Source organism: Geobacillus sp. LEMMY01 (assembly GCF_002042905.1).
Lineage (GTDB): Bacteria > Bacillota > Bacilli > Bacillales > Anoxybacillaceae > Geobacillus > Geobacillus proteiniphilus.
Map to the genome: position 1 here is coordinate 70,886 of NZ_MVKA01000011.1, position 21,299 is coordinate 92,184.

A 21,299-nucleotide genomic window follows, 5' to 3' on the forward strand; every position below is an offset into this window, starting at 1 on the left:
ATTTTACCATAGTTGTCAATGGAACGAAAAATATCGGCCACGCGCAGAAAGAAAGGGTGTAATGAACATGGGATACGACGTCATCATCATCGGCGGCGGTCCGTCCGGGCTCATGGCGGCGATCGGCGCCGGCGAAGAGGGGGCGAAGGTGCTCTTGTTGGAAAAAGGAACGAAGCTCGGGCGCAAGCTCGCCATCTCCGGCGGCGGGCGCTGCAACGTGACGAATCGGCTGCCGGTGGATGAAATTGTCCGCCATATTCCCGGCAACGGCCGCTTTTTATACAGCGCCTTTTCCGTATTTAACAATGAAGACATCATCCGCTTTTTTGAGCGGCTCGGCGTGCCGCTCAAGGAGGAAGACCACGGCCGCATGTTTCCCAAAAGCGACAGCGCCCAGTCGGTCGTCGACGCGCTTGTTCGCGAATTGTCGCGCCTTGGCGTCGATGTTCGGCTTGAATCGCCAGTGGCGGACGTGTTGTATGAACAAGGAAAAACAGTCGGTGTCACGCTGAAAAGCGGGGAGACGATCCACGCCCGTGCGGTTGTCGTCGCCGTCGGCGGCAAATCGGTGCCGCAAACCGGCTCAACGGGCGACGGCTATCCGTGGGCGGAAAAAGCGGGGCACACGGTGACCGAATTGTTTCCGACCGAAGTGCCGATCGTCTCGCATGAGCCGTTCATCAAAGAGCGGACGCTGCAAGGCTTGTCGCTGCGCGACGTCGCGTTAAGCGTCTTAAAGCCGAACGGCAAGCCGATCATCACCCACCGGATGGATATGCTGTTCACCCATTTCGGCATTTCCGGCCCGGCCGCCCTCCGCTGCAGCCAGTTTGTCGTCAAGGCGTTGAAAAAAGCGGCGGACAGCGCGGTCGCCATGAGCATCGACGCGCTTCCAGACGTGACGCAGGAAGAGCTGTTTCAACATTTCGCCAAGCTGTGCAAAGAGGAGCCGAAAAAGGCGATGAAAACGATCGCCAAAACGGGGCTGCCCGAGCGGTACGCTGTCTTTTTGCTCGAGCGGGCCGGCATCGACCCGCACGCCTCCGCCGGCACGGTAAGCCACGAGGCGCTGCGGGCGTTTGTCCAGCAATGCAAACAGTTTACGTTTCACGTCCACGGCACGCTGCCGCTTGAGAAAGCGTTCGTCACTGGCGGCGGCGTGTCGGTCAAAGAGATCGAACCGAAAACGATGGCCTCCAAATGCATGGCCGGCCTTTACTTTTGCGGCGAAATTTTGGACATTCACGGCTACACGGGCGGCTACAACATCACCGCCGCCCTTGTCACCGGGCGGCTCGCCGGCGTGAACGCCGCCCGCTATGCATTGGCGGAAAAAAACGGGATCAGCGGCTCCGCGGGGCAGACAGCAACGAATTGACCGCCGTCCTCATGCCCCTCGGGTGCTCCGGGGCGTCCGCTGACATTCCGACAACGCCCGTCTTCAAGGCGGGCGATCGCAAAATTTCGCCGCCTGAAATGGAAATGCCGCAATGAAAAAAGCGTCGCCCGCTTTGGGGGGATAAGCACGAAAACGGCCCAAAGAATCCCACAGTCTGGAGCCGTGTGGAGTGTCAAGTCCGGTAAATGACCATGGCGGAAAAACAGTAGATTTGCTCGCCTTCCGATTCCATCGCCGCCACGCTGTACTTGACATCGATCAACTGTCCGTCTTTCAATCGGGCTAAAAAATCATTGACCGCCGCTTCCAAATCTTTTTCATGCTCTTTATCAAACACTTTCACTTTGTACATCGCCATTCCCCCGTTTTCTTTTTCCTTTTCCACGCATTTAGGGAAAATCCTGCCCACAAAAGGCGTCACGCGCCCCCGAACAGCGGGACGCGTGACGTCAGAAACTTCATTCGTCTTAATACACTCCAACCGCATTGAACGCCTGTTTCACCGAGTTGACTTCTTGGCTTGTCGACCCGTACAAATCAGCGGCCGCTTGCACGCAGGCGGCGCGCAGCTGGCTGAAGTTCGACGTCGGCGTCAAATAATAGACGAGAGCGCGGTAAAAAACTTTTCCCATTTTGTCGCGGCCGATGCCGGTGACGCTCACTCCGTAGTGCGTGCCGCCTTGGCTGAGCAGGTAGGCGGCTTTATTGATGATGCCGCTGTTTGTATGGACTCCTCCATTGTCTTGTGTGCCTGTGTAGCGTTTCGAGTAATGATCCGGATCGCCGTATTTCGCCGGATCCGACATGGAGCGAAGCGCGTCGCCTGCAATTCCCGGCGTGTAAATGTCTTCGCCGATCTCCCAATCCGGGTTGCGGTTGGCGTAAAATTCGATGAGTGTGCCGAAAATGTCGGACATCGCTTCATTGATGGCGCCGGATTCGTTTTGATACACCAAGCCGGCCGTGTAATCGGTCACCGCATGGGTCAACTCATGCCCAACGACGTCAATTCCTCCAGAAAACGGCAAAAAAGTCTGTCCGTCTCCATCGCCGTACACCATTTGTGAACCATTCCAAAACGCGTTGTTGTAACCGCGGCCGTAATGGACGGTCGAGCGAATCGGTGCATCGGCGCCGTCATAGCTCAGTCGGTTATGAACGTTTTTGTAATAGTCATACGTGATGCCGGCGTAATAATGGGCGTCCACGGCCGCCGCGTCATAGCTGGCGAAAAATTGGTTGTCGACATCGGCCCATAAGCTGCCGGGCAAAACGGTGCGGTTTCGTCCGTCATACGTAAAAATGCCGCTGCCGCGCGTATTGTCTTGCAAATAGTAGTAGCCATAAGACGAGGAATACGTCGTATTGATATATTTCTGATCCCCCAACACACCGCGGCCCACGCCGACCGTCGATGTACCGGCGACCGGCTGCCCGCCGCCCGGCTTCGCCTCGTCCATTTGGTTCCATTTGTTCAACACTTTTCCGTCTACCGCATCGATCATGTATATCCAGTTGCCTGGGACAGGGGTTAAAAAGCGGACATTGACCTCATAGGCGAGGCGCGGGGTCTCCCCATCCGGATAGATGACAAGCCGCGTTCGTTTTCCCTCTTCGCTCGCCGGCCGTTCTTTCGTCACCGCATCAGCCACATCTTGTTCCGCGATCATTTCCGCTTGTTGAACGGAAATAGCGGCTTTTGTTTTCAACGTTTGTTTGTCCAAATCCGGAATAAGCGCGCCCGACAAAGAGGACAATTCGCCATCGTTGACATGGGCAACCAACACGGCGCCATACACCGGGATGCCGTGATAGCGCTGTTCAAAACGCATAACCGTATGGCCGAGTTCATCCGTTTGTTTGCCAATCAAGCCCAGCCGTTCGCGGGCTTGTCCATCAAGTCGGAACGTATTCTTCTCTTGATCAAGATAACGGTAAACCAATTCTTCCGGAGCATCCTCGCCTTTTAACAGCGAACCAGAAACGAACGATGGCGTCTTCCACTGTTCGTTCCACACCATTGATCTTTCCTTCGCTGAAGCACCGAGCGGCCAAGCCATCAATCCAAACGCCAACCCAATCGCACCAAGCATCGCCCTTTTGTTCATTCCCTTTACCCCTTTCTTATATTTTCAAATTATTTATTCTAATAAAAATTTTATTACAATATATTTTGATTGGGTATTGGGAAAATGATCGGGCGACATGCGGCCTGATCCGGCAGCCTATTTTCCGTTTTTCCCTCTTTGCGGCTTTCCACCTGCGACAAAACGGCCAAAGTGAAACACGACCGGCAGCGAGGCTGCCAAGCGGAAAAAACGATTGATCTTTTTCGCTTGAGCCGACGGATTTCCACAGGACGTGCTTCAACGGACGAAACAAAAAAACCGACTCATCCCCCGCTTTCGCACCATGACGAAAACAGGAGACGGATCGGTTCGAAGAAGATCAACACAGACAGGTAAAGCGCTCATCCGGCCGCTTCTTTTATCGGGCGATCACTGTCGGCGGTGGATGCTCATCTTTTGCCGCTTCATTCACCCCGATGCCTTGGCCAAAGGCCGAAGCGAGGCCAAGGACGGCGAGAGCGACGATCACGATGACCCGCTTTTTCACGAGCTTCACCTCCTTTCAAACGCCGGTTTGCGTCCGCAAGAGGGTGCAGCTTAGCTGATAATATTGGGCCGCCTGCTTGTATTGGCGCCTCCGCATATAACAATCCGCCAAATATTCGGCATACAAAGAAGCGTCATCATACTCCTTCTTTTTTTGAAAGTATGGAATCGCCTCCTGTTTGAGCAACCGCTCTAACAGTTCGTCTTCTCCGCTCAAAAGCAGCCGGTAAATGGAAAAATGCAAATAATACTCATAATGCTCGGACGCGCCGTTAGGGGCTTGTTCGAGCTGTTTCCACCCTTCCTCGACAGCCATCGACGCTTTGCGATAATGCTTGGCATCGCAATGCACGCGAACGAGCGACAAAAGCGTGATGAGCCGGGCATCCAGCGGGGCGTCCTCTTTATAGATCAAACTGTTCTCGTAATGTTGCACCGCCTCGCGGTATTGACGTTTCATTCCTTTCAAGTGGCCGAGATTGTGTTCCACAATCCCAAGAAGCCGTCGATCATCCAACATCCTCGCCGCCTTTTGGGCCAGCAGACAATGGTCGACCGCTTTATCGATCTCCCCGCAACGCCGGTAGCAAATCGCCAACAACACATGGCATTCGGCGCTCCGCCGCAAGTCGTATTCCGCCTGGCTGAGCGTCAGCGCGCGCTCGGCGTATTGAAGGCATTGAAACCATTTCCACAGACGGCTGAAAGCAAGCGCCGACAAGTAAGCCAAATCAGCTTCCTCCCCGCTCGTTTTCCATTCTCCCTTCAACAACTGTTCTGCCTTTTGATAACAATGCAAGGCGTCATCGTACTTTTCTTGGCAATAATACAAAAGGCCAAAAAATTTCCAATAATAATAGCGCATGTCATCACTGAACGCCCCATACCAGTCCCGCACGCTTTGCGCCGCTGTTTCCGCCCCCTTTTTGTCGCCAAGAAGCAGCCAATATCGGATTCGCATCAGCTGAAAATAAATCATGGCTTCGGCATCCCCAGACTGCTCGCATCGTTCTTTGACCGTTTCATACAGTTCCCGCGCGGCAGGCACATCACGGTTCGTCATCGCCTTATACCACGACATCACCCATTCGAACCATGAAGGCATTGTTTCGTTTCCACCCGGCCGGATGTCCAACCGCCGAAACAGCCATTCGAGCACCTCTTGGCTCGGGATGACTTGGTTGTTCTCAATTTTCGATAAATACGAAACGGAAATAATGCCTTCAGCCGTTTCTTCTTGGGTCAGGCCTTTCATCAAGCGGGCGAATTTCAAGCGGTCGCCTAGTTTCAACCGGAATCGACCCCTTCAATCTGATTTTACTGAAAATTATATCCTTTTCTATCCTCCTGTTGCATCACACTTTAGCACTAAAACAAAACGAAAAAGGCGCCCCAAAAAGCCGGGACACCTTTTTCTTGCCCAAACCGCAAGCGGAAATTTGTTAAGGAAAAGCAAGCCGCCCGTTTGCCAAGACATTCCTAAACCGGAGGCGTTTATCGCTTCGGCACCGTTTCGCCTTCCCACTCGAGCATGCCGCCCGTCATGTTGCGGACGCGATAGCCGAGCTCTTGCAAGTAGCGGCAGACGTTTTCGCTCCGCCGTCCGGAGCGGCAGACGAAAATATATTCTTCGTTGCGGTCGAATTCGGCAAGCCGATCGGGGATGTCGCCCATTTTAATATGTTTGGCGCCGGGGATCATGCCGAGGGCGACTTCCTCGTCTTCGCGCACATCGACAATGTTCAGCTTTTCGCCGCGTTCGAGTTTTTCTTTCACTTCAGCCGGCGTGATTTCTTTGATCTCTTCCATGGCAGATCGACCCCTTTCTCTCGCGTTCAATGCTTCGTTTCGGCAGAAGGCAGCGGGGAAGTACGAAGCCGATTCCTCCCCGCTTGCGCTGGCTGCGCGGAAACTGGTTCAAGATGATCGTTCCTTGACGCCGCGTGCGCCGTCTCAAGTCGGGCGGCCGCTTTTCCGTCAGTTGGCGACGATGTTGACGAGCTTGCCGGGGACGGCGATCACTTTGCGCACAGTTTTGCCCTCAAGCTGCTCTTTAATTTTTTCATCGGCGAGCGCCCGCTCCTCGAGCGCTTCTTTTGGTAAATCAACTGGCACGTGCAAACGCGACCGCACTTTGCCGTTGATTTGCACGACGATTTCCACGACGTCTTCCACAAGCTTCGTTTCATCATACGTCGGCCACGGTTCATAGGCGATCGTGTCCGTGTGGCCAAGCTTTTGCCACAGCTCCTCGCCGATGTGCGGGCAGACCGGCGACAAGAGCTTGACGAAGCCTTCCATGTATTCTTTTTTCATTTGCTCCGCTTTGTACGCTTCGTTGATGAACACCATAAGCTGCGAAATGGCGGTGTTAAAGCGGAGCGCTTCATAGTCTTCCGTCACTTTTTTCACCGTTTGGTGATAGACGCGCTCGAGCGTGTCGTTCGCCGGTTCGTCGACAATGTTCGGGTTCAGTTCGCCATTCTCGGTGACAAAGAGTCTCCAGACGCGGTCGAGGAAGCGCCGCGCCCCGTCAAGCCCTTTCGTCGACCAAGCGATCGACGCCTCAAGCGGCCCCATGAACATTTCATACAGCCGCAAGGTGTCGGCCCCATGGCTTTCGATGATGTCGTCCGGGTTGACGACGTTGCCTTTTGATTTGCTCATTTTTTCGTTGTTTTCGCCTAAAATCATCCCTTGGTTGAACAGCTTTTGGAACGGTTCTTTCGTCGGCACGATGCCAAGGTCATAAAGAAACTTATGCCAGAAGCGGGCATAAAGCAAATGCAAGACCGCGTGCTCCGCCCCGCCGATGTAGACATCGACCGGCAGCCACTTTTTCAGCTTTTCCGGATCGGCGAGCTGCTTGTCGTTGTGCGGGTCGATGTAGCGCAAATAATACCAGCAGCTTCCAGCCCATTGCGGCATCGTGTTCGTTTCGCGCCGCCCTTTTTTCCCGGTTTTCGGGTCGACAACATTGACCCATTCTTCGATGTTGGCCAGCGGCGACTCGCCCGTTCCCGACGGACGAATTTCATCCGTTTTCGGCAACACAAGCGGCAATTCCTCTTCCGGCACCGGCGTCATCGTGCCGTCTTCCCAATGGATGATCGGAATCGGCTCGCCCCAGTAGCGCTGGCGGCTGAACAGCCAGTCGCGCAGCCGGTACGACACTTTTTTCCGCCCTTTGCCGTGCTCCTCAAGCCATGCGATCATTTTTTCGATCGCTTCCTGCTTGTTCAAGCCGTTCAAAAACTCGGAGTTGATATGCTCGCCGTCTCCGGTGTACGCTTCCTTTTCGATATTCCCACCGGCGACGACTTCTTTCATCGGCAAGTGGAATTTTTTCGCAAACTCGTAGTCGCGCTCATCGTGCGCCGGCACGGCCATGATCGCTCCGGTGCCGTAGCTCATCAAGACGTAGTCGGCGATCCAAATCGGAAGCCGATCGCCGGTGACCGGGTGAATGGCGTACGCGCCGGTGAACACGCCCGTTTTTTCTTTCGCCAAATCGGTGCGCTCGAGATCGCTTTTGCTTTGGATTTCTTTTAAATAGGCGTCAACGGCCGGTTTTTGCTCCGGCGTCGTGATTTTCTCAACAAGCGGATGCTCCGGCGCCAAGACGGTGTATGTCGCGCCAAAGAGCGTATCGGGACGCGTCGTGAACACGGTGAACGTTTCGTCATGGCCGTCGACGGCAAACTCGATTTCCGCTCCTTCCGAACGACCGATCCAGTTGCGCTGCATCTCCTTAATGCTTTCTGGCCAGTCGAGCTCCTCCAAGTCTTCAAGCAAGCGGTCGGCATAGGCGGTGATTCTCAGCATCCATTGCCGCATCGGCTTGCGGATGACCGGATGCCCGCCGCGCTCGCTCCGGCCGTTGATCACCTCTTCGTTCGCCAGCACCGTGCCAAGCGCCGGACACCAGTTGACCGGCACTTCATCCATGTAGGCGAGCCCTTTTTCATACAGCTTCAAGAAAATCCATTGCGTCCATTTGTAATAGTTCGGGTCGGTCGTGTTGATCTCCCGATCCCAGTCATACGAAAAGCCGAGCGACTTGATTTGCCGGCGGAAGTTGTCGATGTTTTTTTGCGTAAACTCCGCCGGGTCGTTGCCGGTATCGAGCGCATATTGCTCGGCCGGCAGCCCGAACGCGTCCCAGCCCATCGGGTGAAGGACATTGTACCCTTGCATCCGTTTCATGCGCGCCAAAATGTCGGTCGCCGTATACCCTTCCGGATGGCCGACGTGCAAGCCGGCGCCGGACGGATACGGGAACATGTCGAGAACGTAAAACTTCGGCTTGTCGTCATCATCGGGCGTGCGGAACGTTTTGTTTTTCTCCCAATAGTCCTGCCATTTTTTTTCGATTTCGCGGTGGTTGAAGCTCATCGCAGCACTCCTCCTATCAAGTTCTACTTGCATCATTGACGAAAATATGTACAAAAAAACCCCCCATCCCCACGCAAAGGGACGAGAGGCGCGCTTCCCGCGGTACCACCCTTTTTGGCGCGCCAAACGGCGCACCCGCTTTCTTCCTTAACGCGGATGGACGGCCGGCGCTGTCGGGGATCGTTCGCGCCGGCAACTCCGAGGCGAGTTCACGGGCCGACTTCGGTTGACTCGCACCATCCGTCAACTCTCTGCCGTCCGTCGGGCCCGCTACTGCTCCTCTTCACCGTTATTCGCCTTATTCGCGCATGAATCGACCGATGAGTGGACAGAATGACAAATTTATTATTATTTTAAAAAATTTGTCGATCAATTGCAAGCCGAAACCTATACGGAAGCCGCGGTTTTTTCATCCGCGTTCTCCGTCCGCTTCGGGAGCCGACGATCATGCAAAAGCGCGGCCAGCACCGCCAATAAGGCAAACAATGCTAACATCATGATGAGTAGCTTCATTCCAAACAGATCCGCGACCGAGCCGCCGATGACCGGTCCGATCATCCGTCCGGCCGTGGCCGTTCCGTTGACGATTCCTTGGTAAAACCCGGCTTTCCCCGGCGGCGCCCATTCGTTCACCGCGGCCGGAATCGCCGGCCAGACGATCATCTCGGCGATCGTGAGCACAATCATGGACGCGGCAAACTCAGCAAACGAATGCGCCCCCAACAGCATGGCAAACGAAACGGCGAAAATAAGAAAACCGATCACGATTTGCCGCTTCAACGTCGGCATGAAGCGGCGGATCACCCGCGCCAGCGCCGGCTGGCCGAAAACGATCAATGCGCCGTTGATCGTCCAAAGCAAGCTGTACTGCCCGACCGGTATCCCGAGCTCGCGCGTATAGGCGGCGATCGTCGTCGACCATTGGACATAGCTCAACCAGCACAGTCCATAGCCGGCGCAAAGGAGGGCGAGCGCCCAGCCCACGGCGCGGGATGGCGCTCTTTCCGCTTCTCCGGATCGTTTCTTTCTCAGCGGCGGCAAAATCGGAACGCGGCGCAACCCGGCTACAACCGTAAACAAAAACGCGGCATACAACAAAAGATTGGCGAAAAAAACGAGCGAGAACGAATATGAAGCGACAAGCCCGCCAAGCGCCGAACCGACGGCGACGCCGATGTTTTGCGCGACATACAAGGCGTTGAACGCCCGCCGCCCCCCGTCCGGCCAAATCGCCCCGGCGTACGCCGACGCCGCCGGAAAGACGACGCCGCTGCCAATGCCGACAAGCGCCAAAAACACCGCATAATGCGGCCAACCGTGCCAAACGTTCAACCCCGCAAGCGCGGCCATCGTCAACACCGCCCCGGCCAACAAAACGCGAAACCCGCCGATCCGGTCAAATAAAAAGCCGCCAGCCAAGCTGCCGATGACACTTCCCCCAGAGTTGAGCATGAGCACGACACCAGCGACAGCGAGCGGCTGGCCGAGCTGTTCGTGCAAATAGATCGTGTTTAGCGGCCATAGAAACGACGCCCCTGTCACATTGAGCGCCATGCCGACAAGCAGCCACCAAAGAGCGCGGGGCATCGGCCATCATCCTTTTCTGGCTTTTATTTTGAGTTCCGAAATAATTGTAGGGGGAAACGCGAAAAAAATCAATAAAAAATAAGGAGCGGCATCCGCCCCTTTGGCTTGTCGTCACCCGTTCCGCTGCTTGGAGCGGATCGGTTGGCCGCCCGTTTCCTCGTATTGCTTTTTCGCCAGCTTCACCGGGTCAAAGTCTTAACCAAGCTCCAAATCGTTATTGTTTTGGCCGTTGCGTGTTTTTTGTTCCGGATTCGTTTGTTTCAGGCGTCGCTTCATGTCGTGTTCCTCCTCGTTTCAGCGGTCAAGCAAACAGATGCCGTTTGGCAACATGATCGCCATGCGTTCGCTTCCCGTTTCAGCGGTCAAGCAAAATCATGTCGTTTTGCAATTGCTCCAGTTGGAGCCGCATCCGATGCAGCTGCTCGCGCTGCTGGGCGTTGCAGCTTCGCGCCAAGTGCGCCAAATCGATGACCGTCTGCTCGAGCATCTGCTGGGCGTTTGTGTATTCGGTGATGTTGTAATGCTCCTGCTTTTGCGCTTCCGTATATTGCTCTTTCGCGTAGCGGATCACATCTTCACACCGCTGCAAAAATTCCTCAACAGATTGTCTTGTTGCCATCTGCTCACCTCGTTTCGTGATGTTCCCTCATGTTTACTATGCGCCGCATAGGCTGGCCGTATCACGCCAATGATTGGCAGCGGTCGATTTTCCATGAAGTTTTTGTTACAATGCCGACGTGAGGATCTTCGTTCAGCTCGATCAGGCCGATGTCGGTCAGCTCAAGGGTTTCCGCCATGCTGGCGTAGAGGATGGGGCGGCTAGAGGGAGAAAGCGATGGCGCCCGACATCTTTGGCCGCAGCGCCATACCCGCCAACGTAAACGATGAAACGATCGCAAGGAGGGCCCAACCGATGGCTTTGATGAACATTTTGCCGTTTGCCCGCTTTTTGCTTGATCAAGCGGTCAACGAAGGCGACATCGCCGTCGACGCGACCGTCGGCAACGGGCACGACACCGTGTATTTGGCTCAACGCGTCGGGGATTTCGGCCATGTGTTCGGCTTTGACATTCAGCCTGAGGCCATCACCGCCGCTTCCGCCCGCCTCGCGGAACATGGGCTATGCGGGCGGGCGACGTTGTTTCAACGAAGCCATAGCGAAATGCTTGAGGCGCTTCCCGCCGATGTACACGGGCGCATCGCCGGCGCGGTGTTCAACCTCGGCTATTTGCCGGGCGGCAATAAGCAAATCGTCACCGAGCCGGAATCGACGATCGAAGCGGTCCGCCAGCTGCTTTCCGTCATGAAGCCGGGCGGCGTCATCGTTCTTGTCGTGTACCACGGCCATCCGGAAGGAAAGCGCGAACGCGACGCGCTCCTTGATTACGTCCGCTCTCTTGATCAACGGCGCGTCCATGCCTTGAAATACGAATTCATCAATCGGCAAAACGACCCGCCGTTTTTGATCGCGCTCGAGAATCGGGCGGATGGGGGCGCCTGAGTCCGTCCGGTCCGCTGACGAACCGCTGCCCTTGCCAATACAAGCAAACGACCGCCCTTATGAAAAGGACAGCCGTTTTTGCCGCTCCTGCCAAAAGCGGTATGCTTTTCCGTTCCAATAGAAAAACTGCGACGCCGCCCCGCCGGCGCGGACGAGCCGGCGCGCCAGCCGGCGCAGCCCGCGCTGCTTTTTCACCTTGGCATCCGACAAATACAACCCAAGAAGCCCTCGGTGAATGAGGCGGTGAAACTCGCCGTGCGGAAGCGCGCCAACATGGCGGTCGGCCTCTTCGATGAAATGGCAAAGCCGCTCAAGCATCACCGTTTCATTCGGATAGTAAAAGCAAAAGTTTAAATCGCCGCCTTCCCGGTCTTCCTCCTGGTCGATCAAATAGTCGAGCAAAATGTGCAGCCCTTGAATGTATGGAAAATAGCCGTCGCGCACTTGTCTCGCCATCTCCGGCGGCAGCGATTCGCCAAACGCATAGGCGACGAGGCAGAAAATGCCGAGCGTCGAACCGGAGCAGGCGGAAAACTCATACCATTCCATCGGCGGCAAGGCGTCTTTGTATTGCGCGAACCATTTCTCAAGCCGCGGCACCCGCTCGTTGACATCGACGTGTTTATGCACTTGCAAGTCGCAATAATAGCCGGCCAATTCATGCAAAAACGGGGCGATCGTCTCATAATGGCGCGCCGTCTCGAGCACCTCTTGGCACGTGCGGACGAGCGCCGGCAAATAGCCGCCGTCTTCCTGTTCACGGCGATGGCGGTAATAGTTCGACGGCTCCGCGCCGATCGTCAAGGCGTCCGGCATCGAATCGTGCAAGGCGCGAAAGTCGAGCGGATCGAGCGAGGTGCTGCGGTCGCACAAATTATCCAAATAATCGCTGATCGTCTGGTAAGCAACGATAAAGCGGATGCAGGCCTCCATGTTTTCTCCGGCCAAGAGCGCCAAAATGGAGCCGCCTTCGCAATGGAACGTTTTCGAAGCGATGCTCGCGAGCGCTTGGCGCCGCAGCTCGGGGTCAGGGATGCGCTCCGCCCGCTGCCGCCAATAGGCAAGCTCGCGATGGACAAGCGGAAGCACGTCACGATACACCATTTTCATCAATGCGATTGGATGCGTCGGAATTTTCAATCAGCTCACCTCGGGGCAAAAACGATGCTCTTGTCTCCTAGTATTGCCATCCCCATCACCAGGGCAAACGAATCCAGCTGCTGTTCTCTTTCATTTACGATCCTTACTTTGTAAAATAAAAGTGAGCGGACTATTTTACATTAAGAAAGGAACGAAAGCGATGATTTACCCATACAAAGGCAAAACGCCGCAAATTGCCGCCTCCGCCTTTATCGCCGACTATGTGACGATCACCGGCGATGTCGTGATCGGCGAAGAGACGAGCATTTGGTTTGGCACCGTCATTCGCGGCGATGTGGCGCCAACGGTGATTGGCAACCGGGTCAATATTCAAGATAACTCAATTTTGCATCAAAGTCCACACAATCCGCTTATCATTGAAGACGGCGTAACAATCGGCCACCAAGTCATTTTGCACAGCGCCATCATCCGCAAAAACGCGCTCATCGGCATGGGCTCGATCATTTTGGACCGCGCGGAAATCGGGGAAGGCGCGTTTATTGGCGCCGGCAGTTTAGTGCCGCCGGGCAAAAAAATTCCGCCGAACACACTCGCCCTCGGCCGGCCGGCGAAAGTCGTCCGCGAGCTGACCGAAGACGACATCCGCGAAATGGAGCGCATCCGCCGCGAATATGTTGAGAAAGGGCAGTATTACAAAGCGCTGCAGCAACAGCGGACATCGTGCGCCAACAAAAAAGAGCTGCCGTGATCAGGCAGCTCTTTTTCTTTCATCACTTGTCCGCCAACGCCAGCGCTTGTTCTTTCAACAAGGCGGCTTTGTCGGTGCGCTCCCACGGCAGGTCGATGTCCGTACGCCCAAAATGGCCGTAAGCAGCCGTCTGTTTGTAAATCGGGCGGCGAAGGTCGAGCATTTTGATGATGCCCGCCGGGCGGAGATCGAAGTTGTTGCGCACGACCTCAATCAAAATGTCTTCCGACACTTTGCCGGTGCCGAACGTATCGATCGAAATCGAAACTGGGCGGGCGACGCCGATCGCGTAGGCAAGCTGCACTTCGCATTTGTCGGCCAGTCCTGCCGCGACGATGTTTTTCGCGACATAGCGGGCCGCATACGCCGCCGAGCGGTCGACTTTCGTCGGATCTTTGCCCGAGAACGCGCCACCGCCGTGGCGAGCGTAGCCGCCGTACGTATCGACGATGATTTTCCGCCCCGTCAACCCAGCATCCCCTTGCGGACCGCCGATGACAAACCGTCCTGTCGGGTTGATGAAATATTTCGTGTCCTCATCAAGCAGCTCCGCGGGCACGACCGGCTTGATGACCTGTTCTTTAATGTCGCGTTGGATTTGGTCCTGCGTAATTTCCGGATGATGCTGCGCGGAAACGACGATCGTATCGACGCGCACCGGTTTGCCGTTTTCATCGTATTCGATCGTCACTTGCGTTTTCCCGTCCGGCCGCAAGTACGGCAAGACGTCCGTTTTGCGCACTTCCGCCAATCGGCGCGCCAAGCGGTGCGCAAGCGAAATCGGCAGCGGCATCAATTCTTCCGTCTCATTGCAAGCGAACCCAAACATCAACCCTTGGTCGCCGGCGCCGATCGCTTCAATTTCCTCGTCAGTCATCTGACCTTCGCGCGCCTCGAGCGCCCGGTCAACCCCCATCGCAATGTCCGGCGATTGTTCGTCAATCGACGTCAGCACCGCGCACGTATCGGCGTCAAATCCGTATTTGGCGCGCGTGTAGCCGATTTCGCGAACCGTATCGCGGACGATGCGCGGAATGTCCACGTATGTTGATGTCGTGATTTCCCCGCTCACGAGCACCAGCCCGGTCGTGACGCTCGTTTCGCAGGCGACGCGGGCGTTCGGGTCTTTTTCCAAAATGGCATCCAAAATGGCGTCGGAAATTTGGTCGCAAATTTTATCCGGATGTCCTTCCGTCACAGACTCTGAAGTAAACAAGCGGCGTTTGGCTGACATTCGGTTTGTTTCCTCCTCTTGGCATAATGTGGCGACACGGAACTCATTTCCCTTTTTCCCTTCGCAATATAAAAAACCTTTCCTGTAACGGCTGAGGAAAGGTCAGAGCAATCGTATTGCTTCCTTTCACTCTTATCGTTCAAGGACTGCGCCTTGCCACAGGTTAGCACCATTTCACACATGTACAGTTGTGACGGTTGCTGGGCTTCATCGGGCCTGTCCCTCCACCGGCTCGGGATAAGAGTATCCGTTCAATGACTTATCATATCGCAACGGAATCGGCAAAGTCAACTATAGAAATTCATTTTTTATCATTTCCAGCCGCGAAAATTCTTTCCTCAAGGCAATCAACACAATGGGAAAAATAAAGTTTGAAAAACCCACACAATTAGTATGGACTATTAATAAAAATGTGTTATACTATTTTCAAGAGTGATTACAAAAAGAAGGCAGGTTTTGGATATGGGGATCGCAAACATGACAAATAAGCTTGATTTATTGCTACAAAAACCGTACGTGCATCATCAACTGTCCGTTGCCGAGCTCGTCGAGAAAGTGCTGCAGCGGAATGAAGGCCGGCTGACGCACACCGGGGCCGTCGCGGTGACAACCGGCAAGTACACGGGGCGGTCGCCGAAAGACAAATACATCGTCGAAGAACCGTCAACGAAGCAAACGATCGACTGGGGAGCGGTCAACCAGCCGATGTCTCCGGAGACGTTTGATAAACTGTACGACAAAGTGCTCGACTATTTAATGAATAAAGATGAACTGTTCGTGTTTAAAGGCTTTGCCGGCGCCGATCCGAAATACCGGTTGCCGATTCAAGTCGTCAACGAATTCGCCTGGCACAACTTGTTCGTCCATCAGCTGTTCATCCGGCCGAGCGCCGAGGAGCTCGCCGCGCATGAGCCGCAATTTACGGTGATTTGCGCGCCGAACTTTAAAGCCGACCCGAAAGTCGACGGCACGCGCTCGGAAGCGTTCATCATCATCTCGTTTGAACGGCGCACCGTGTTGATCGGCGGCACCGAGTATGCCGGCGAAATGAAAAAATCGATTTTCTCGGTGATGAACTATTTGCTGCCGGAACAAGGCATCCTGCCGATGCACTGCTCGGCCAACGTCGGCCAGGAAGGCGACGTCGCCCTCTTTTTCGGCTTGTCGGGAACGGGAAAAACGACGCTCTCGACCGACCCGAACCGCCGCTTGATCGGCGATGATGAACACGGCTGGTCAAGCCGCGGCATTTTCAACATCGAAGGCGGCTGCTATGCGAAATGCATCAACTTGTCGCGCGAGAAAGAGCCGCAAATTTTTGACGCCATCGGTTTCGGCGCGGTGCTCGAAAACGTCGTTCTCGATGACGCGACGCGGGTGCCCAATTACGACGACGGCACGCTGACGGAAAACACGCGCGCCGCCTACCCGCTTCAAGCGATCCAAAACATCATCGACCCGAGCGTCGCCGGCCACCCGTCCACGATCGTGTTTTTGACGGCTGATGCGTTCGGCGTCCTGCCGCCGATCAGCAAGCTGACGCGCGAACAAGCGATGTACCATTTCTTAAGCGGCTACACAAGCAAACTCGCCGGCACCGAACGCGGCGTCACCGAACCGGAAGCGACGTTCTCGACATGCTTTGGCGCACCGTTTTTGCCGCGCCCGGCCGTCGAATACGCGGAAATGCTCGGGCAAAAAATCGCCGAACACAACGTCCGCGTCTTTTTGGTCAACACCGGCTGGACAGGGGGACCGTACGGCGTCGGCAGCCGCATGAAGCTCGCCTACACCCGGGCGATGGTGCAAGCCGCCGTCGAAGGGGAGCTGGACAACGTCGAAACGGTGCAAGACCCGATTTTCGGCCTCGCCATCCCAACCCGCGTCCCGGGCGTGCCGGATGACGTCCTGCAGCCGCAAAACACATGGGCCGACAAACAAGCATACGAACAAAAAGCAAAAGAGCTGGCGCAAAAGTTCCGCGCCAACTTCCAAAAATTCGCCCACATCGATCCGTCCATTGAAAAACTCGGCGGACCGCTCGTTTAACAAGAACCCGGCCGGACAGGGAACAACTCCTGTCCGGCCGGGTTTTCTGTTCTTTCCTCTGCTTTAGTCTCCGACACTGAATCGTTAGACATTTCTGTACGTCGGTCCGTTTCATTCGCCTCAGACGACCTCAAAAACAATCGGACTCGATCAAACGCATTCTGTAAGGAGGGAATCTTGAAAGCCAACAGTTTTTTAAACACGTTAGACCAATTCATCAAACTTAGCGCATGGCCGATCGGGAGTTTGATTGTCAGTGTAGGGTCGCCGTTCCTTTTAATCAATATCACCTTATTTTTCTATGTCGTCTCAAGCATTCTCATGTTTCTGTTGCATATACAAGAACATACAAAGAAGAAGACGGCTCAAGGCAAAGGCCTAAAGAACTTTCTCCTTTCGATCAGTCTAGGATGGGAATACACTTGGAGAAATGTGCACGCTAAATCGATTAGCTTCATGTCATTTTTTGAAGGAATCGGAAATGGCGTCTGGATTTCGGCCATCCTTTGAAACTTTACATCTCGAATGGTCTGGCAAGCGATGGCAGAAGGAAACCGTTGCGACGAAAACGCTTTAAATAGTTTGCTCGTCGCTTGATTCAGCTCGGGATGATTCAACAGCCAATTGGCAAATTGGGTGTTGATGTCGGACATCTTCTCATACATCTCTTGCTTGGCTTTCGTTGGTTTGTAAAGCTCCAATTTTAAGGTGATCGTGGGCATCTTTTCACCTCCCTCCTTCTTTCATCCCACATCTGAAGAAGTGGGTTTTCTCGCTCGCGATTTTATAAAAACACGCATTACGGCCGAGTTGGACAAGCTGAACCAAGCTGTTTCAATCCCTCATAGGTACGATAAAAACGTGAAGGAACGGTATTTCATTGAATGGCTTCTCAAGTTTCAATCCCTCATAGGTACGATAAAAACGTCTTCCCCTAAAAGCGTATCAATCGCCTGCCGTTGTTTCAATCCCTCATAGGTACGATAAAAACTTGGACGGGAGTGATTACAGAAAAGGATTTGCCCGAGTTTCAATCCCTCATAGGTACGATAAAAACGCGCAATCCTCATCGAAATCGGGAAATGTCTCGATGTTTCAATCCCTCATAGGTACGATAAAAACGCGCTTGCCCCCTCACTTTCGTATTCTAGTTCCGGGTTTCAATCCCTCATAGGTACGATAAAAACATTGAATGTTCATCAACGAACTATCATTTAAAGACGAAGTTTCAATCCCTCATAGGTACGATAAAAACCCGGGCAAAGTGGAGGTTTAGAGAGCATACAATATAGTTTCAATCCCTCATAGGTACGATAAAAACAGAGGATGCGATTCGTGTTGCAGACAAAATGCTGAAGTTTCAATCCCTCATAGGTACGATAAAAACATAGAGATCCCAAGGCAAAGAAAAAGGAAACTTAGTAGGTTTCAATCCCTCATAGGTACGATAAAAACTGCTTTGCGCGAGATTATTCCGGCACACTTGGCGATGTTTCAATCCCTCATAGGTACGATAAAAACGCATACGACGCTATCGTAGTCCCAAACGGAATCATTGTTTCAATCCCTCATAGGTACGATAAAAACCTTGGTCGCGCGGTTTGCTTACGATTTCCATCGATTGTTTCAATCCCTCATAGGTACGATAAAAACTGTGATAAGAAAATACTCCTTTAAACGATGTTTTGCGTTTCAATCCCTCATAGGTACGATAAAAACCAAAAAATGCTTGTTGTATCAAGCATTTCGATCTAGCGCTGTTTTCAGAATATCACGTTTCAAAAATTCTGTCAATGGCTTTCAGCCTCGATGGCTGTAGGTTTAGGGCGCCAAAAACCATTGTCGTCGATCCCCCGGGGTTTTTGCACGATTGGGGGTCGACGACAATGTGAGGCTCGACGGCGAAGAGTCTGCTCTGCTTACCCCTTCACCCGTTCGATCTTCTCAACCGGCAGCCCGGTCAGTTCGTGGATCGTGTCGACATCGTACCCTTTCGCCAGCATTCTCTTCACCACGTCGAGCTTCCCTTCCTCAATCCCTTTTTGGCGCCCTTGCTTCATCCCTTGTTTGACTCCTTGTTGAATTCCCTTTTCCATTCCCCGCTGTTCGTACGAGACGATGAGCTCCATCACTTGCTTCGCTTCCTTCGTTTCCATTTGACTCACCTCGTTTCGCAGTTTGGCTTCCTCCTCTTCGGACAACCGCAAATACGTTTCAAAAAAACCGAACAACAGCCGCTGTTTCGCCTCATCGAGCTCAAGGCGGACGAGCATGCGCAAAAATTCTTTTTTCACTTCGACCTTTTCTTCTTCATTATACCCCATTTTGCTTAACAAGGCAGCGGCGACGGGATTGTCATGGCGGATGTACGCGCGCCACGGCAGTTTGCGCAGCTCCACCGTCAGAAAGCGGAAGTCGAGAACGGTCAAAAACGGAAACTGGACGACCAATGAGGAAGGTTCATCGTGGTGTTCATCATAGCTGAAGATGGCGATCGGAAGAATGCGGCGGCGGTATTTTTGAAACAAGCGGCTGAAGTAGAGGAACATTCGCTCGGGGAAGGTCCGCTGTGCGTAGCTTTGGTGTTCGACGTGAACGATGACGAGCCCGTCTTCCCCTTTCATCTTCGTTTCCACCAACAAATCGACGCGGTGCTTCTCTCCGGCCGTCACGTCGGTAAACAGTTCTTCTGAGAGGAAAGAAAGGTGGTGAACGTCGATGTGCTCGTACACGTTGGGAAAGAAAAGAAGCAAAAACTCTTCGAAAAACGTCGACAGCAGCTCTTTGAACAACCGGTCGTGATCGATTCGCGGTTTAGCCACGTTTCCCCTCCTTGCGACATGGAATTCACGTTATGATATTCGCTCTCCGCGGCCAAACTCCTTCTCCTCCCCCCTACTTTTTTATGGTATGATCAAACGTCGCACAGGAAATCCTCAAGCAAAGGCTATTTTTATGCTTGTCTGAATCGGCCTGACGCCACAAGTTAACTATAGACGGCAAAAACCGGAGCCAAGAGCGCAAACCGTTCTTCCGTTTGCGCTCCTGTCCGATGAACCCGTTCAGCGCTCATTCAGCCGCTTCGTGGTGTACAGCCTCGTTCAATTCGTCGAATACAGGCTGACGAGCTCATACGTCACCGTCGTCCGGCTGCCTTCCCATTCGAGCTTTCTCACAACCGCGACGCCGCTCGCTTCGCTTTGCATCGTCCGGCGCACTTCAAGCGGCACGTCAAGCGGATACAAGCGGTAGCCTTCTTTTTCCAACACAAACACATTTCCTTGAACGCGCTGTTCCTTTCCTTTTGTCACAATGACCGTCTGCAGTTCCATCGGCATGCCCATCTTTCCAACCTCCTTGGCACCCCATCGATTCGTTGGCGGCCGCGCCGCCACCCGAGCGGCGCACGCAGCCGCCCCTCTAGTTGTATCGTATCACATCGTCGGCTGTTGTTTCATCCATACTGTGAGCCTTTGCACCGTCTCGCGATTGGCTTGCGGCGGAAAATAGTGGGTGAACTCAGGGAAGTACCAAGCCGTGACCGGTTTGCCGAGCTGCTTCAGCCGCCGCTCAAGCCGCCAAGCGTGCTCAATCGATACGTTTTCATCGCGCCCGCCGTGGATGATGAGCACCGGGGCCTTGAGTCGTTCCAGATGATAGAGCGGCGTGCGGTGCCGGTAGCGCTCCGGGCATTTGTTCGGCGTCCCGCCGATGACGCGCTTCATCATCCGCCGCAAGTCAGGCCGCTCCCAATACGTAAGCTCCATATCGGCCACCCCGCCCCAGACCGCCACCGAACAGACCTCTTCGGCCATCAAGGCGGCATGGAGCGCCATCGCCCCGCCGCGGGAGAAGCCGAACATGTGAACGCGCCCGGGATGGACGAGCGGATGGCGGCGCAGGAGATGAAACCCAGCGAGCGCGTCATAGCGGTCTTCACCGGCGAAATCTTCGTTTCCTTCTCCGCCCCCATTGCCGCGATAGAGCGGAGCGAAGACGACAAACCCGTGCGAAGCGAATTGGACAAGGCGCGGCACTCGCACCTGCCCGACGTTTTTGATCCCGCCGCGCAAATACAACAACCCGTCATAAACGCCTTTTCGCTTCGGCGCCGCCAAAAACCCTTTCACCTTCAGCCCTTGGGACATATAGGTGACAAAGAACACATCGATTCCCGGATGCGGCGACGGAAACCGGTATTGGTCGATGATGTCTCCCTCCATACGCCTGCCTCCTTCCCACGCGAAAACAGATGATGCGAACCACCCGTCATCATCCCCCAACGCCTCCCTCTAGAAATGTTGATCTATCAAGGCTTTTCGGCCTCTCAGGGGTGTCCAAAAAATATTTTTCGACAAAATCCCTTACATCCTTTTTCAGTTTTGTGGATATCTTACAGACCTAGGGTGCGCTTCGCGGCCACGGCTGGTTATATTTTCCTGCCACGGGGGGAAGCATATTCGATGCACCCTTTGGATCTCCGCGTCGCTGATGAGGACGAACCCTCCCATGTCTCCGGGCGTCTTCGCGCCAACATTCCCTCGTTCGGTCTCGTCATCAGGCGGAGGCCGGCCAAGCTCCTTTAGGGACTCAAGGTCGAATGGATGAAATCACGCCAGCTTCTCCGGTGTCATCTCGTTGTCCAACGATTCTGCCGTTCGCAGGGGGGA

General features: G+C 54.3%; 16 protein-coding genes, 3 pseudogenes, 1 CRISPR repeat array, 1 riboswitch and 1 other annotated feature. Of the genes and pseudogenes, 4 read left to right on the plus strand and 15 right to left on the minus strand.

Annotated elements, in window-relative coordinates; genetic code table 11:
• The first annotated feature begins 67 nt into the window (after positions 1-67).
• Positions 68-1,378, plus strand: a complete 1,311-nt coding sequence (locus tag B1A75_RS07365; RefSeq protein ID WP_079935997.1) for a BaiN/RdsA family NAD(P)/FAD-dependent oxidoreductase — start codon at positions 68-70, stop codon at positions 1,376-1,378.
• Positions 1,379-1,571: 193 nt separating this feature from the next.
• Here the strand turns inward: B1A75_RS07365 and B1A75_RS07370 are convergent, their stop codons facing one another.
• The 9 genes and pseudogenes from B1A75_RS07370 to B1A75_RS07405 form a co-directional block, all read right to left on the minus strand.
• Positions 1,572-1,751, minus strand: a complete 180-nt coding sequence (locus B1A75_RS07370; RefSeq protein WP_008880941.1) for a sporulation protein Cse60 — start codon at positions 1,749-1,751, stop codon at positions 1,572-1,574.
• Positions 1,752-1,866: 115 nt separating this feature from the next.
• A pseudogene (locus B1A75_RS07375) lies at positions 1,867-3,414 on the minus strand (M4 family metallopeptidase); the annotation flags it as partial.
• A 472-nt stretch (positions 3,415-3,886) separates the two neighbouring features.
• Complete coding sequence (locus B1A75_RS20525; RefSeq protein WP_275651047.1) at positions 3,887-4,015, minus strand: hypothetical protein; 129 nt, start codon at positions 4,013-4,015, stop codon at positions 3,887-3,889.
• Positions 4,016-4,030: 15 nt separating this feature from the next.
• Positions 4,031-5,305, minus strand: coding sequence for a helix-turn-helix domain-containing protein (locus tag B1A75_RS07380; protein ID WP_079935999.1), 1,275 nt, complete (start codon positions 5,303-5,305; stop codon positions 4,031-4,033).
• 203 nt (positions 5,306-5,508) lie between these two features.
• The gene (locus tag B1A75_RS07385; RefSeq protein ID WP_066234356.1) at positions 5,509-5,823 is read right to left on the minus strand and encodes a rhodanese-like domain-containing protein; all 315 of its coding nucleotides are present in this window, start codon (positions 5,821-5,823) and stop codon (positions 5,509-5,511) included.
• Positions 5,824-5,991: 168 nt separating this feature from the next.
• Positions 5,992-8,409, minus strand: coding sequence for a leucine--tRNA ligase (gene leuS / locus B1A75_RS07390; RefSeq protein WP_074044106.1), 2,418 nt, complete (start codon positions 8,407-8,409; stop codon positions 5,992-5,994).
• A gap of 74 nt (positions 8,410-8,483) precedes the next feature.
• Positions 8,484-8,705: a binding site (T-box leader), on the minus strand.
• 91 nt (positions 8,706-8,796) lie between these two features.
• On the minus strand, positions 8,797-9,996 hold the full coding sequence (locus B1A75_RS07395; RefSeq protein WP_074044105.1) for an MDR family MFS transporter: 1,200 nt from the start codon (positions 9,994-9,996) through the stop codon (positions 8,797-8,799).
• A gap of 111 nt (positions 9,997-10,107) precedes the next feature.
• Positions 10,108-10,272 (minus strand): annotated as a pseudogene (locus B1A75_RS20210) (glycogen biosynthesis protein GlgD).
• Positions 10,273-10,351: 79 nt separating this feature from the next.
• Positions 10,352-10,615, minus strand: a complete 264-nt coding sequence (locus tag B1A75_RS07405) for a YtzC family protein (RefSeq protein WP_011232317.1) — start codon at positions 10,613-10,615, stop codon at positions 10,352-10,354.
• A 294-nt stretch (positions 10,616-10,909) separates the two neighbouring features.
• Here B1A75_RS07405 and mnmM point away from each other — a divergent pair, with 294 nt between their 5' ends.
• Positions 10,910-11,497: a tRNA 5-(aminomethyl)-2-thiouridylate-methyltransferase MnmM gene (mnmM, locus tag B1A75_RS07410; RefSeq protein ID WP_074044104.1), complete on the plus strand. Its 588-nt coding sequence runs from the start codon at positions 10,910-10,912 to the stop codon at positions 11,495-11,497.
• A 57-nt stretch (positions 11,498-11,554) separates the two neighbouring features.
• Here mnmM and B1A75_RS07415 read toward each other — a convergent pair whose 3' ends face one another.
• Positions 11,555-12,637: a tetraprenyl-beta-curcumene synthase family protein gene (locus B1A75_RS07415; RefSeq protein WP_074044103.1), complete on the minus strand. Its 1,083-nt coding sequence runs from the start codon at positions 12,635-12,637 to the stop codon at positions 11,555-11,557.
• Positions 12,638-12,797: 160 nt separating this feature from the next.
• Here B1A75_RS07415 and B1A75_RS07420 point away from each other — a divergent pair, with 160 nt between their 5' ends.
• Entirely contained in the window at positions 12,798-13,346 is a 549-nt protein-coding gene (locus B1A75_RS07420) for a gamma carbonic anhydrase (RefSeq protein ID WP_079936000.1), read from the plus strand.
• A gap of 22 nt (positions 13,347-13,368) precedes the next feature.
• Here the strand turns inward: B1A75_RS07420 and metK are convergent, their stop codons facing one another.
• The gene (gene metK / locus B1A75_RS07425; RefSeq protein ID WP_074044101.1) at positions 13,369-14,580 is read right to left on the minus strand and encodes a methionine adenosyltransferase; all 1,212 of its coding nucleotides are present in this window, start codon (positions 14,578-14,580) and stop codon (positions 13,369-13,371) included.
• Positions 14,581-14,709: 129 nt separating this feature from the next.
• Positions 14,710-14,824: riboswitch (SAM riboswitch) on the minus strand.
• Positions 14,825-15,042: 218 nt separating this feature from the next.
• Between metK and pckA the strand changes: the two genes are divergently transcribed.
• The gene (gene pckA / locus B1A75_RS07430; protein ID WP_074044100.1) at positions 15,043-16,629 is read left to right on the plus strand and encodes a phosphoenolpyruvate carboxykinase (ATP); all 1,587 of its coding nucleotides are present in this window, start codon (positions 15,043-15,045) and stop codon (positions 16,627-16,629) included.
• 503 nt (positions 16,630-17,132) lie between these two features.
• Here pckA and B1A75_RS07440 read toward each other — a convergent pair.
• From B1A75_RS07440 to B1A75_RS07455, 4 genes and pseudogenes are all read right to left on the minus strand, one after another.
• A pseudogene (locus tag B1A75_RS07440) lies at positions 17,133-17,351 on the minus strand (hypothetical protein); the annotation flags it as partial.
• Positions 17,352-17,460: 109 nt separating this feature from the next.
• A CRISPR array of direct repeats spans positions 17,461-18,348; the repeat unit is 30 nt; unit sequence GTTTCAATCCCTCATAGGTACGATAAAAAC.
• 200 nt (positions 18,349-18,548) lie between these two features.
• Positions 18,549-19,451: an Rpn family recombination-promoting nuclease/putative transposase gene (locus tag B1A75_RS07445; RefSeq protein WP_074044099.1), complete on the minus strand. Its 903-nt coding sequence runs from the start codon at positions 19,449-19,451 to the stop codon at positions 18,549-18,551.
• Positions 19,452-19,730: 279 nt separating this feature from the next.
• A complete protein-coding gene (locus tag B1A75_RS07450) occupies positions 19,731-19,973 on the minus strand; it encodes a DUF2584 domain-containing protein (RefSeq protein ID WP_053413939.1) in 243 nt (80 codons plus the stop codon).
• Between the two features lie 90 nt (positions 19,974-20,063).
• Complete coding sequence (locus tag B1A75_RS07455; protein ID WP_079936001.1) at positions 20,064-20,852, minus strand: alpha/beta hydrolase family protein; 789 nt, start codon at positions 20,850-20,852, stop codon at positions 20,064-20,066.
• Between the last annotated feature and the right edge of the window lie 447 nt (positions 20,853-21,299).